At 66.1% G+C, this 12,403-nt stretch carries 10 protein-coding genes; 5 read left to right on the forward strand and 5 right to left on the reverse strand.

Features of this window, described 5'->3' with window-relative positions; all coding sequences use genetic code 11:
- Nucleotides 1–18 precede the first annotated feature (18 nt).
- The 4 genes from cydD (at nt 19) to DOM45_RS08355 (ending at nt 6,012) form a co-directional block, all read left to right on the forward strand.
- Entirely contained in the window at nt 19–1,704 is a 1,686-nt protein-coding gene (gene cydD, locus DOM45_RS08340; protein ID WP_280951666.1) for a thiol reductant ABC exporter subunit CydD, read from the forward strand.
- Nucleotides 1,701–3,392 (forward strand): thiol reductant ABC exporter subunit CydC, encoded by a 1,692-nt coding sequence (gene cydC, locus DOM45_RS08345; protein WP_110599422.1) that lies wholly within the window; start codon nt 1,701–1,703, stop codon nt 3,390–3,392. The genes cydD and cydC overlap by 4 nt, the downstream gene beginning before the upstream one ends.
- 107 nt (nt 3,393–3,499) lie before the next feature.
- Nucleotides 3,500–4,678: an acyl-CoA dehydrogenase gene (locus tag DOM45_RS08350; protein WP_110599424.1), complete on the forward strand. Its 1,179-nt coding sequence runs from the start codon at nt 3,500–3,502 to the stop codon at nt 4,676–4,678.
- A gap of 5 nt (nt 4,679–4,683) precedes the next feature.
- Nucleotides 4,684–6,012: a CaiB/BaiF CoA transferase family protein gene (locus DOM45_RS08355; RefSeq protein WP_110600413.1), complete on the forward strand. Its 1,329-nt coding sequence runs from the start codon at nt 4,684–4,686 to the stop codon at nt 6,010–6,012.
- Between the two features lie 50 nt (nt 6,013–6,062).
- On the opposite strand, the gene csiR is transcribed toward DOM45_RS08355, so the two are convergent.
- Complete coding sequence (gene csiR / locus DOM45_RS08360) at nt 6,063–6,752, reverse strand: DNA-binding transcriptional regulator CsiR (protein ID WP_110599426.1); 690 nt, start codon at nt 6,750–6,752, stop codon at nt 6,063–6,065.
- 228 nt (nt 6,753–6,980) lie between these two features.
- On the opposite strand from csiR, the gene DOM45_RS08365 reads away from it, so the two are divergent.
- Nucleotides 6,981–8,189, forward strand: coding sequence for an AGE family epimerase/isomerase (locus tag DOM45_RS08365; protein WP_110599428.1), 1,209 nt, complete (start codon nt 6,981–6,983; stop codon nt 8,187–8,189).
- Here DOM45_RS08365 and DOM45_RS08370 read toward each other — a convergent pair.
- The 4 genes from DOM45_RS08370 to DOM45_RS20480 all read right to left on the reverse strand — a co-directional run bounded on the left by DOM45_RS08370 (nt 8,184) and on the right by DOM45_RS20480 (nt 12,273).
- Nucleotides 8,184–10,058, reverse strand: a complete 1,875-nt coding sequence (locus DOM45_RS08370; RefSeq protein ID WP_110599430.1) for a SulP family inorganic anion transporter — start codon at nt 10,056–10,058, stop codon at nt 8,184–8,186. The two genes, DOM45_RS08365 and DOM45_RS08370, sit on opposite strands and share 6 nt — an antisense overlap.
- A 160-nt stretch (nt 10,059–10,218) precedes the next feature.
- Nucleotides 10,219–11,148, reverse strand: coding sequence for an alpha/beta hydrolase (locus DOM45_RS08375; RefSeq protein ID WP_110599432.1), 930 nt, complete (start codon nt 11,146–11,148; stop codon nt 10,219–10,221).
- Between the two features lie 92 nt (nt 11,149–11,240).
- Nucleotides 11,241–11,615 carry a flagellar protein FlaG gene (locus DOM45_RS08380; protein WP_110600415.1) on the reverse strand — a complete coding sequence of 125 codons (375 nt, stop codon included), beginning with the start codon at nt 11,613–11,615 and terminating at the stop codon, nt 11,241–11,243.
- A 55-nt stretch (nt 11,616–11,670) separates the two neighbouring features.
- Complete coding sequence (locus DOM45_RS20480) at nt 11,671–12,273, reverse strand: bactofilin family protein (protein WP_110599434.1); 603 nt, start codon at nt 12,271–12,273, stop codon at nt 11,671–11,673.
- Between the last annotated feature and the right edge of the window lie 130 nt (nt 12,274–12,403).

A 12,403-nucleotide genomic window follows, 5' to 3' on the forward strand; every position in this document is an offset into this window, starting at 1 on the left:
AACCCGTCACGCGAGTGGTTGAAGCAGCAGGCGGCCGATGTCCGGCCCTGGTATCGTGGGGCCGTCTGCTGTGGACTATTGGTGGGCGTTGCCACGCTGATCCAGATGGGGGCGCTGGCCTGGGTCGTCGATCGCGTGATCTCGGACGGCGCCTCGCTCGAGGCGGTCGTCGGTGGTATCTCGGTGATCGTCGCCGCCATTGCCGCCCGGGCACTGGCGCAGTGGGGGCAGGAAGTGTGCGGCCAGGCCTGCGGCCTGCGGGTGAAGCAGCGAGTGCGTGCGCTGTTGCTGGCGCGCCTGCAGCAGCTCGGCCCCGTGCGGCTGGCGTCCCGGCATAGCGCCGGTCTCGCCAGCCAGCTGGTGGATCAGGTCGAGTCGCTTGAGGGCTACTACGCCCGCTTCTTGCCGCAGATGGTGCTGGCGGCGCTGATCCCCTTGATCTACCTCGCCGTGGTGTTCTGGCTCAACTGGCTGGCGGCGATCTGGCTGTTGATCGCGGCGCCGCTGATTCCGCTGTTCATGGCGCTGATCGGGATGGGCGCGCAGCGTCTCAACGAAGCGCAGTTCCAGGCGGTCACCCGGCTTTCGGGGCATTTCCTCGACCGGGTGCGGGGCATCGCCACGCTGCAACTGTTCGGTCTGGCCGAGCGCAGCGTCGAGGAGGTGAGCGAGGTCGCCCACGACTATCGGCGGCGAAGCCTCAAGACGCTGAGGGTCGCCTTCCTGTCGTCGGCGGTGCTCGAATTCTTCGCGGCGGTCTCCGTCGCGGTGGTGGCGATCTACATCGGCTTCGGCCTGCTGGGCTATATCCAGTATGGCCCCGCCGATCAGCTCGATCTGTTCAGCGGGTTGTTCATCCTGCTGCTGGCCCCGGAGTTCTTCCAGCCGCTGCGCACCCTTTCCCAGCACTACCATGACCGGGCTTCCGCCCTTGGCGCGGCGGAAGGGCTGGTGGCGCTGCTGGAGCCGGAGGCCGACGAGAAGGGCGCGCCGGCGGGAATCGGCGGAGAAACCGAGGCGGACGAGACCCCGCGCCAGCTTCCCGGTGCGGTCGCGCTCGACGCTGTCGAGTTGCGCCATCGCGGGCGGGAGCGAATTCTCGGGCCGCTGTCGTTGAGGATCAATCCCGGCGAGGTCGTGGCGCTGATCGGCCCCTCCGGCAGTGGCAAGTCGAGCCTGCTGCAACTGATCGCGGGCTTCATCGCGCCCAGCGCGGGGAGGGTTCGGGTCACCCCGACGCCGGCAATCGCCTGGCTGGACCAGCGACCGCTGATCGTCCAGGGCACCCTCGCTGAGAATCTGCGCCTGGTGGCGCCGGATGCCAGCGATGACGCGCTGCGTAGCGCCCTGGAGGAGGCCGGATTGGGGGTCTGGCTGCGCGCCGCCGAGTCTGGCCTCGACACCCCGCTAGGCGAGCGGGGCGTCGGGCTCTCCGGCGGCGAAGGGCAGCGGCTGGCGCTGGCCAGGGTCTTTCTCTCGCCAGCGAAGCTGGTGCTGCTGGACGAACCGACGGCAGCCCTCGATCCGGAGACCGAACGCGAGGTCATCGCCGGCCTGACCCGGCTGGCCGCCAGCGGTCGCACCCTGATCGTCGCTACCCATCACCCTGCGATCATGGCCATGGCCGGTCGTGTCCTCGCCATCGAGGCGGGCAGGCTGTCCGCGGTCGAGCGTCCGGATCTCTCCCGGGAGGCGCACTCATGAAGTCACTGCTCTCGCTGCGGCCATGGCTCGGCGTCCTGGCCGAGCGTCGCGGCCGGCTCCTGATCGGCGCGCTGCTGATGCTCGCCACGCTGCTCAGCGCGCTCGGGCTACTGTCGCTGTCCGGCTGGTTCATCACCGCCACGGCGATCGCGGCGGTCAGCGCAACCGGCTACCTGGACGTCTTCACCCCCGGCAGCGGTATCCGGTTCTTCGCCGTCTCCCGCACTGCCAGCCGCTATCTGGAACGGGTCTACAACCACGACACCATATTGCGACTGCTGGCGGATCTTCGCGGGCGCGTATTCGCTGGCCTGGTCACGCTGGATGCGCGCACGCTGGCACGGGCCCGTGCTTCCCAGTGGCTCCATCGACTGACGGCGGATATCGACACCCTCGACAATCTCTATCTGCGCCTGCTGGCGCCGCCGCTGGTGGCACTGATCAGCGTGCTGGCATTCGCCGCTTTCGCCAGCGCCTTCCTGCCCGTCGCCGGAATCGTGCTGCTGGTCATTCTGTTGCCGCTGGGCGTGATCGCGACCGCCGGCTGCGGCTGGTGGGGTTGGCGGGCCAGTCATCGCCGGATCGATCGGCAGGAACGGCTGCGGACGCGCGCCATCGAGCAGGTCGAGGGGCTGGCCGAATTGACCAGCTACCGGGCGCTGGAGACACATCGCGCGCTCTGGCGCCGCGAGGAGCAGGCGCTGCTCGACGACCAGCGTCAACTCGGCCGGCGTACTGCCACCGGCAATCTCGTCGTCACGCTCGGCGTCCAACTGGCCACGCTGCTGGTGCTGCTGGTGGGGCTCGAGGCCTTTCGCGGCGGCCAAGTGAGCGGGCCGGTGATGGTGATGCTGGCGCTGGGCACGCTGGCGGTCAGCGAGGGGCTGGGTAATCTGCCGATGGCATTCACCCAGTTGGGGGCCACGGTACGGGCCGCCGAGCGGCTCAACGCCCAGGCCGAGCTGAAGACGCCGCTGGCCGGGGACCGGCTCACGTCCGGAGGCGCGGCGCCATCGCTGGTCTATCGGGGCGTCGAGGTCAGCCATGGCGCGCGAACCGTCTTCGACGACCTGAGTCTGGTCATCGGAGCCGGCCGGAAAGTCGGCATCATCGGCCCGTCGGGGATCGGCAAGTCGACACTGGCGCAGTTGGCGGTACGCGCATTCGATCCCCAGGCGGGGCGCATCGAATTCGCCTCCCAGGATATCTCCCGGCTGGCGCCCGACTCGTTGCGAGCGCGAATCGGCTATCTCACCCAGCGCAGCGAGCTGTTCCACGACACCCTGGCCGCCAACCTGCGCATGGGGAACCCGGATGCCAGCGATGCCGAACTCTGGGCCGTGCTCGCCAGTGTCGAGCTCGAGGCCTGGGCGCGATCGCTGCCGGACGGCCTGGAAACCTGGGTCGGCGAGCAGGGGCGCCAGCTTTCCGGGGGCCAGGCGCGTCGCGTCGCCTTGGCGCGGGTGATGTTGCGCAATTCGCCGCTGGTGATTCTGGATGAGCCCCTGAGCGGGCTGGATGCCGAGACGGCGGCCTCGATCAAGTCGACACTGGATGCGTGGCTGGCAGGACGCACGGCGCTGCTGCTGGGCCATGATCGCCAGGCGCTGCCAGCCTGCGACGAATGTTGGAGGCTGATGCCGGCCCGGACGGGGAGGATCGGCGAGCGCGAGTTGTCAAAAATGTAGACATTTATCCAATAGTGTCGATATTCGCCATGGCGTTACCCTGACCATATCTTGCCCGTCCGAGCTGTCGAAGCCGGGCGATTCCATCGATGTCAGGAGCGCCAATCATGTCCGGTTTCCAGTGGGATGACCCTTTTCTGTTCGACCAGCAGCTCGGCGACGAGGAGCGCCAGATTCAGCAGCTGGCCCGCGACTACTGCCAGGAGCGCCTGCAGCCTCGCGTGCTGGAGGCCTTCGAGCGCGACCATTTCGACCGCGAGATCCTGCGCGAGATGGGCGGGCTCGGCCTGCTGGGGGCCACGGTGGCCGAGGCCTATGGTGGCGCGGGCGCCAACCACGTCGCCTACGGCCTGATCGCGCGCGAGGTCGAGCGGGTCGATTCCGGCTATCGTTCCGCCATGAGCGTGCAGTCCTCGCTGGTGATGCACCCGATCGAGGCCTACGGCAGCGAGGCGCAGAAGCGGCGCTACCTGCCCGAACTCGCGAGCGGCGAGATGGTGGGCTGTTTCGGCCTGACCGAGCCCAATGCGGGCTCCGACCCCGGCAGCATGCAGACTCGGGCCAGGAAGGTCGATGGCGGCTATCGTCTCAGCGGCCAGAAGACCTGGATCACCAACAGCCCCATCGCCGACGTCGCCGTGGTGTGGGCCAAGTCCGATGCCCACGAAGGCAAGATCAAGGGGTTTCTGGTCGACCGGGGCGCCGATGGCTTCTCCACGCCCACCATCCAGGCCAAGGCGTCGTTGCGGGCGTCGGTCACCGGCGAGATCGTGCTCGATGACGTCTTCGTCGACGAGGAGGCGCTGCTGCCCGGCGCTGCCGGGTTGAGCGGGCCATTCGGATGTCTCAACAAGGCCCGCTACGGGATCGGTTGGGGCACCATGGGGGCGGCGGAATTCTGCTGGCACGCTGCCCGCCAGTACACCCTGGATCGGGAGCAGTTCGGCCGGCCACTGGCCGCCACGCAACTGGTCCAGGTCAAGCTGGCCGACATGCAGACGGAGATTGCGCTTGGCCTCCAGGCGTGTCTACGGGTCGGGCAGCTGCTGGACGCGGGCCAGGCGACCCCGGAAATGATCTCGCTGATCAAGCGCAATCACTGCGGCAAGGCGCTTAACATTGCCCGCGTATCGCGAGACATGCACGGCGGCAACGGTATATCGCTGGAGTTCGGCGTGATCCGCCACATGATCAACCTGGAGACGGTCAACACCTACGAGGGGACGCACGACGTCCATGCGCTGATCCTGGGGCGTGCCCAGACCGGCATCCAGGCGTTCGGTTGAAGGCGATGCGTGAGCTATCCAAACCGTTGGCCGGTCTCAAGGTGCTGGACCTCTCGAGGGTGCTTGCCGGCCCCTGGTGCACGCAGCAACTGGCGGATCTCGGCGCCGAGGTGATCAAGGTCGAGAGACCGGGGCGGGGCGACGATACCCGGGCCTGGGGCCCGCCGTGGCTCGACGGCATCGGCACGGGGTCGGAAACAAGAGAGTCGATGGAGTCGGGTACCGGCACCGGTCCGGGTGCCGAGACAGGAAAGATGGAGTCGGGTACCGGCACGGGTTCAGGTGCCGGAATGAAAGAGTCCGCCTACTTCCTGAGCGCCAACCGCGGCAAGCGCTCGGTCGCCATCGACCTGTCGACCGCGAAGGGGCAGGAGCTGGTTCGGCGCCTGGCAACGAAGGCCGATGTCGTGATCGAGAACTTCAAGGTCGGCGGGCTGGCTGCCTATGGGCTCGACTACGCCAGCCTCCAGCGACTCAAACCGGACCTGATCTACTGCTCGATCACCGGGTTCGGCCAGGACGGGCCCTACGCCGGCCGCGCCGGCTACGACTTCCTGATCCAGGGCATGGGCGGGCTGATGAGCCTGACCGGGGCGCCCGACGCACAGGGCGGCGAGCCGATGAAGGTCGGCGTCGCGATCACCGACATCTTCACCGGGCTCTACGCCGCCAACGCGATCCTGGCGGCGCTGCGCCGCCGGGATGCGACCGGCGAGGGCGGCTACATCGACATGGCGCTGCTGGATGTCCAGGTCGGCGTCCTCGCCAATCAGGCACTCAACTACCTCACCAGCGGCCAGACGCCGCAGCGCATGGGCAATGCGCACCCCAACATCGTACCGTACCAGGCGTTCGCCGCTGCCGATGGTCATCTCATCGTCACAGTGGGCAATGACAGCCAGTTTCGCCATCTCTGCGAGGCGCTGGGGGAGCCGGCGTGGGCGGTGGATCCGCGTTTCGCCACCAATGCCCAGCGAGTGGCCCATCGCGAGGCGCTGGTTACCCTGCTGGAGGCGAGGTTGATCGCCAGGCCGCGCGACGAGTGGCTGGCGCTGCTGGAGGCCCATGGCGTGCCCTGCGGACCCATCAACACGCTCGATCAGGTCTTCGACGATCCCCAGGTGCGCCACCGGGGCATGTCAGAGGAGAGCGCCATGGAAGATGGCCGCCGTGCCAGATTGGTGGGCAACCCGATCACGCTGGATGGCTGTCGGATGACGTCGCCCCGATCGCCGCCGCGCCTAGGGGAGCATACCGCGTGCGTCCTGCACGAATGGTTGGCGCTGGACGCCGAGGCGCTGGCGGATCTGCGTCGTGATGGAGCGATTGGCTGAACGCGCCGTATCTGGGCCCGGTGGTGCCAGACAAGCGGCGAGACATCCCACTAGACCCAGCCCCGTTCCTCCAGCCGCTCGCGGATGATCGGCACCGGCGTCATCAGGTGCTCGCGCATCATTCGGCTGGCGGCCGTGGCATCGCGTGACAGGATCGTGTCCACCAGTGTCCGATGCTCGCGGTGCTTGTCGGCCAGCGCCTGATCGGAGAAGACGGTTCGGCGTAGCCATAGATGGCGGTAGCGCTGGGCCTGATCGAACAGGGCCGCCCGCGACTGCAGCAGCGGCAGGCAGTCGCAGCCGGCGACCATGGCATCGTGAAGCGCCTGGTGTCGCCGGTCCCAGCGTTCGAGCATCTCCTCGCCATCATTGATACGGTCGACCTTGGCCAGGGTATGGGCCCGGGCCAGGATCGAGGCCTCCCAGTCATCGTCGCCGCGCTCGATGGCCAGGCGTATCAGCAGGCCCTCGAGTTCGGCGCGAGCGTCGTAGATCGCGGCCAGTTCGGCCACCGACATCGGCGCCACGCGATAGCCACGCTGGCTGATACCGGTGACCAGGCGTTCGCCGATCAGTCGGGTCAAGGCCTCCCGCAACGGGCCGACGCCGGTGTCGTAGCTCGCCTTCAGCCGGCTCATCAGCAGCTTTTCCTGCGGTGCATAGGCGCCGCGGATGATATCCGCTTTCAGGCGCCGGTAGACGTCGAGCGCGGTGGGGGATCGTTCGGCAGTTGCGGTCATCGCCAGGCCCTATCGGGGTCGATCGGTGTCGGTTGGTCAATTCTGTCGATGTTGAAGAAAAATATCGACACCTGTGCTGCGTCGACCGGTATCCGACGAGAGGCGCATTGTGGCCGTCGGCGATGCCGACCAGAATGAACTCGAAACCTTCGGCGCTACCCGGCATCCGTCCGGTGTCGCCATGCACCGGATCCCTCGTGCATCGGCATCCGTCAAGCGAGGTTCGCCATGCCGCTCACCACGCCGCACCAGATCGAACAGCATATCGCCAGGACCATGGCGTTCTATCACCCGCGCTGCATCGATCCCCAGGCGGGTTTCTACCACTACCTCACCGACGACGGGCATCGCTACAACCGCCACCATCGACATCTCGTCTCCAGCGCCGGTTACGTGATCATCTACGCCCGCTCCGCGATGCACACCGGCGCGCCCGAGGCTCTCAAATGGGCACGCCACGGTTTGAAGTTCATCGAGGAGAAACACTACCAGACCCGTACCCAGGGATTCGCCTGGACCCTGGACCACGGCAAGGCGGAAGAAGCCAACCATCACTGCTACGGGCTGGCCTGGGTCATGCTGGCCTACGCAACGGCGCTGAAGGCCGGGGTTGCCGAGGCGCGAATCGGGCTCGATCGAGTCCACGCCCTGATGGATCGCCGGTTCTTCGAGTCCCATTCGCGGCTCTACGCGGCTGAAGCGGACGCGAACTGGCACCTGACTGGCTATCGTGGCCAGAGCGTCAATCAGCGGAGCTGCGAAGCGCTGATCGCGGCGTTCGACGCCACTGGCGAGCCTGCCTTGCTCGACCGGGCGCTGGGTATCGCCCGAACGCTGTGGCAGCGGCTGGCGCCCATGGGCGATGGCTGGCTGTGGGAGAACTACGACCGCGACTGGCATATCGATTTCGACTATCACCGCGACCGTCCCGACGACCAGTTTCGACCCTGGGGGTTTCAGATCGGTCACCAGACAGCGTGGGCCAGACTGCTGCTGCGGCTCCATCATCATCGTCCGGCCGAGACCTGGCTGCTGCCGACGGCCCGCCAGCTGTTCATCGAGGCGGTCGAGAAGGGATGGGATGACAAGTATGGCGGGTTGATCGGCGGGGTGGATTTCAACCGTCGGCCTCTCCATCGCGACAAGCTCTACTGGGTGCAGGCGGTTGGCCTGGCCGCCGCCGCGATGCTCGGCGACCTGACCGGGGAGGCGCGCTACTGGCGCTGGTATGACAGGATCGCCAACTACTGCTGGCAGCACATGATCGATCACGAGCACGGCGGCTGGTATCGCATCCTGACCCAGGACAACCGGCGCTACTCCCGGGAGAAGAGCCCGGCCCCCAAGACCGACTGCCACAATCTTTCCGCCTGCTACGACATCCTGCCGATCATGCAGCGCCAGCACGGCGAGCGCGGAGTGGCGGCATCGCTATGACTTCCCGCCAACTGACGGCGTTTCGGCCGGGTCCGGATCGGGTTCTTCTGCCTGACCCTCGCTCGAGGCCTCCTTCGCCGCCAGCAGCGCCGCACGTTCGTCGTCGAGGCGATGGCGGATATCGGTCCAGGCCGCGAAGGTGCTGAGATAGGCCTCGCCGGTCAGGTGATCGAGGAAGTCGCTGTTGCCGAGCATGTCCATCACCGGCCCTTTCACCTCGGCCAGGTGGAGGGTGACCTGCGAATCCTTCAGGCGGGCGTTGATCGCCTCCAGGCTCTCCAGCGCCGAGGCGTCGATCAGGTTGACCGCCGAGCAGATCAGCACCAGGTGTCGCAGGTTTTCGCGGTCGGCGAGCAGCCCGTAGACGGTATCCTCCAGATAGCGGGCATTGGCGAAGTAGAGGCTCTCGTCCACCCGCAGCAGGGCGATCTCGTCATCGACTTCCGCTTCGTGACGCCGGATGTTGCGAAAGTGCTCGGTGCCCGGGAGACGCCCGACCTCCGCGGTATGGGGACGGCTGGTGCGGTAGAGGTAGAGCGCCAGCGAGACGCCGACGCCGGCCATGACGCCGGCCTCCACCCCTTCGACGAAGGTCAGCACGATGGTGATCAGCATCGCGGCGAAGTCGCTTCGGGAGTAGTGCCAGGTTCGCCTGAGGCCGGGGAGGTCGACCAGCGTCATCGCCGAGACGATGATGCTGGCAGCCAGGGTGGCGATCGGCAGATAGGCGATCAGCGAGGTCAGAAACAGGATCACCAGCCCGACGCCCAACGCGGCGAACGCCCCGGCAGCCGGGGTGCGGGCGCCGGCGTCGAAATTGATCACCGTGCGTGACAGGCTGCCGGTCACCGGCATGCCGGAAGTGAAGGCCGCCGCCAGGTTGGCGGTGCCGAGGCCGACCAGCTCCTGGTCCGGGGAGATGCGCTCACGTCGCCGTGCGGCCAGCATCTGTGCCAGCGACACCGACTCGATAAACCCGACCACGCTGATCAGGAACGCGGGCAGCAGCAGGTCGCGCAGCAGGCCCGGCTCGAACGAGGGCAGGCTGAGCGGCGGCAGATGCGCGGGGATGTCGCCGACCACGTTGACGCCTTGAGCGGGGAGCTGCAACGCCCATGAGGCGAGCGTGGTAATGGCGACGGCCATGACCGGGCCAAGGCGTACGATGAAGGTCGCCTTTCCGGCGCTCAACCCCATCTTCTGCAGCATCGGCCCTGCCCGTCGTATCAGCAGCAGAAAGACCAGCGCGGCGACGCCCAGTATCAGTGTTGGCCAGTGAACGCCATCGAGATGGGTCAGCAAATGTGCCAATTGGTCGATCAGCGTGAATCCCGAGCCGCCGATGCCGATCAGGCTGGCGAACTGGCTGGCGGCGATCAGCACGCCAGAGGCGGTGAGCAGGCCGGAAACCACCGGATGGCTGAGGAAATTGGCGAAGAACCCCAGTCGCAGCAGCCCCATGACGGCCAGAATCAGGCCCGACAGCATCGCAAGCGTCATTGCGGCCTGGCTGTAGGCCGGGGTGCCGCTTGCGAACAGGGGTGATAGGGCGGCGGCGGTCATCAGCGAGACGATCGCCATCGGGCCCACCGCCAGCGTGCGGCTGGTGCCGAAGATCGAATAGAGAATCAGCGGCAGCATGCTGGCGTAGAGGCCGGTGATCGCCGGCAGCCCTGCCAGGATGGCGTAGGCCAGGGCCTGTGGAATCACCATCAGCGTGACGATGATGGACGCTACCAGGTCCTCGCTCAGCAGGTGGCGGTTATAGTAGGGCGCCCAACTGATGATCGGGAAATAGCGTGCCAGACGGGCACGGAAGTGGATCTGTTCTCGCGTGTCGGTTCCCGTCAATCGGCGCCAAAGGCTCATCGTCTCGTCACGCTCCCGGTAATAAGCTTATCGTTTAAAAGGATAATCAGGGCGGTAAATGGTGCGCGCACTCCGGATCGTGTGCAAGTCGACGAGCGCTCCGCCGTATTCCCGCGGGCGGCGATGGGGCACAAGTGGTGGCCTGGCTGTGGATGTGTCTTCAGGCGTTCGGCGCCGGCATCTCCCGCGCCAGGAAATCCAGCGCTGCGGATTCGGCGCTGCCACGAAACAGAAAGGTCGTGATATGGCCGCGGCCATTCATCCAGAGCAGTTCCACGTGGTTGCCGTCCGCTTCCAGCGCCTGCATGAAGGTTTCGGCCTGTTCGGGGGGCACGAGGTCGTCCCAACTGCCATGAAACAGAAAGAAGGGCGGTGCGTCGGGATGGACATGGAAGACCGGTGACGCCTCGGCATAGGCCGTCGGACGCTCCGCCTCGGTTCCATTCATCAACTGGATCAGCAGGCGACCGCTGTCCCATAGCCGCAGGTCTGCCGGCGTACCGCCGGACACCACCGCCGCGAAGCCGGTATCGCTACCGCCGTAAGGGGCGTCCAGTCTGCTGCTCGTGCCAGCCACCAACGCCAGCAGGCTGACGAGATGCGCCCCGGAGGAGTAGCCGAGACCGGCGATGCGCTGCGTATCGACACGCCACTCGCCAGCGTGGTCATCGATCCAGTGACGGGCGACCTGCAGATCGTTCAACTGGGCCGGAAAACGATACTCCGGCGCGAACCGATAGCTCACGTTGACCACCACATAACCCCGGCGCGCAAATCGCTTGGCGATCGGAGTCATGTCATCTCGCGAGCGGCCTTCCCAGCCGCCGCCGTGGACCATCATGATGGCAGGGCGTAGCGCCTCGCCGGCGGTCTCCGGCAGGTAGATATCCGCCTGCAGCGGCTGGGGCCAATCCGATGGCGTATAGGTTCGATTCTTGACCACGCGATAATCGAGACCGTGTGGCTGTTGCCATGCTGGGGGAAGATCGCCCTTGGGAGCGTTGACGTAGGTAGTGCAGCCGGCAAAGAGAACGCAGGAGAGGACCGCTGGCAGCCAGCGCCCCAGCGGTTTCATGACTCGGATTGGCATTCACGCACATCCCTGATTCGTGTCTGGTGAGTTCAGCGTAAGAGGTCACTGACCATTGCGCGAATCGTGGCCGAAGGAGGCTCGATGGTGAATCAGACAGAGGCGTCGAACAGTCGTCCCTGATTTTCCGCGAACGCCTCGGCGATTCTTACCATCTCTTCCGCCGGGATCTGGCGGATGACGTCTCCCGTCGTCCGATCGATGACCTGCGTAATGACTCGACTATCGAATTCGCTCAACTCGAAACGCAGTCCGTACTGAGACATGACGCCGTTGAGCGAGTGAAGCCGATCGCTCAGATAACCGACTCCTGGGGTCGAGCCGTCCGCTGGCGAAGAGGAGGACGCCGTGACGGATGGCGGCGCAACCAACCCCGCTTGGCTCAGCAACGTTTCCAGTCTCTGACGGGGAGACCCGTCGACACCCAGGTTGAGAGAGAGCGAAGCCAGATCGATGGGGGTAGGCATGACCATCTTCCTCGAAGAGTCGACACGGAAAGTAGACATCCAGGTTTCGTCATCGCTATCTGGACTCGGAGACCGGACGGGGTGAAGCAGGGGCGGGAGACACGGGACGAGCAGGGGCCGCCCGTCTGCCGCCGATACCGAAATTGCCCTGGATCCATGCACCCTCGTGGCAGTGCAGGCTTGCCGTGGAGAGCTGGCCTTCCAGCCGCGCCCCCATTTCGATGACGACATGCTCCGATACTTCCTGCCTTCCCAGCGAGGTTCCCGCCAGACGGAGTTCGCGAGCCGCGAGCCACGGCGCTACCCGGGCATCCGTGCCGACCACGACTCGTTGACCATCGGCCACGACGTCTCCCTCTACCTCCCCTTCGATCCAAAGCGTCTCGCGCGTCTCGAGACGACCCCGCACCTTGACCGTTCGGCCGATCAGGCTGCCTTCAGGGAAGGTGGGCGTCTGCCCTGGTTGCGACTCGCTTGCGCATGGGGCGGAAGTCGCATGCTCGAGCAATGACCCGTTACCCGGAGGTGCGGTGTCAAGCGGTGTACCCGCGGGTAGTCGTTGTCGCCTCGTTACTCGGCGATACCCATCCAGCAGCAGCAGGGCGCAGCCGATGAGTCCACCGAGCAGAAGCCATTCTGCCGAGTCCATAGATTTCATTCCCCAAGCGGCTCCAACCCCTGTGTCGAATAGACCGTTCGGCGATGGTTGGGCGAGATATGTCGATAGCTATCGGCGCGGCGGGAAATATCTGAAGGTGAGAATTGCCGGTAGGCATCGAAGGGAGATA

Origin of the sequence: Salinicola lusitanus (genome assembly GCF_003206045.1) — a bacterium.
Classification (GTDB): domain Bacteria; phylum Pseudomonadota; class Gammaproteobacteria; order Pseudomonadales; family Halomonadaceae; genus Salinicola; species Salinicola lusitanus.

Coding starts and splice junctions, on each gene's coding strand:
- cydC (WP_110599422.1), top strand. CDS start 1,701: ATGAAGTCACTGCTCTCGCTGCGGCCATGGCTCGGCGTCCTGGCCGAG.
- DOM45_RS08350 (WP_110599424.1), top strand. CDS start 3,500: ATGTCCGGTTTCCAGTGGGATGACCCTTTTCTGTTCGACCAGCAGCTC.
- DOM45_RS08355 (WP_110600413.1), top strand. CDS start 4,684: ATGCGTGAGCTATCCAAACCGTTGGCCGGTCTCAAGGTGCTGGACCTC.
- csiR (WP_110599426.1), bottom strand. CDS start 6,752: ATGACCGCAACTGCCGAACGATCCCCCACCGCGCTCGACGTCTACCGG.
- DOM45_RS08365 (WP_110599428.1), top strand. CDS start 6,981: ATGCCGCTCACCACGCCGCACCAGATCGAACAGCATATCGCCAGGACC.
- DOM45_RS08370 (WP_110599430.1), bottom strand. CDS start 10,058: ATGAGCCTTTGGCGCCGATTGACGGGAACCGACACGCGAGAACAGATC.
- DOM45_RS08375 (WP_110599432.1), bottom strand. CDS start 11,148: ATGCCAATCCGAGTCATGAAACCGCTGGGGCGCTGGCTGCCAGCGGTC.
- DOM45_RS08380 (WP_110600415.1), bottom strand. CDS start 11,615: ATGCCTACCCCCATCGATCTGGCTTCGCTCTCTCTCAACCTGGGTGTC.
- DOM45_RS20480 (WP_110599434.1), bottom strand. CDS start 12,273: ATGAAATCTATGGACTCGGCAGAATGGCTTCTGCTCGGTGGACTCATC.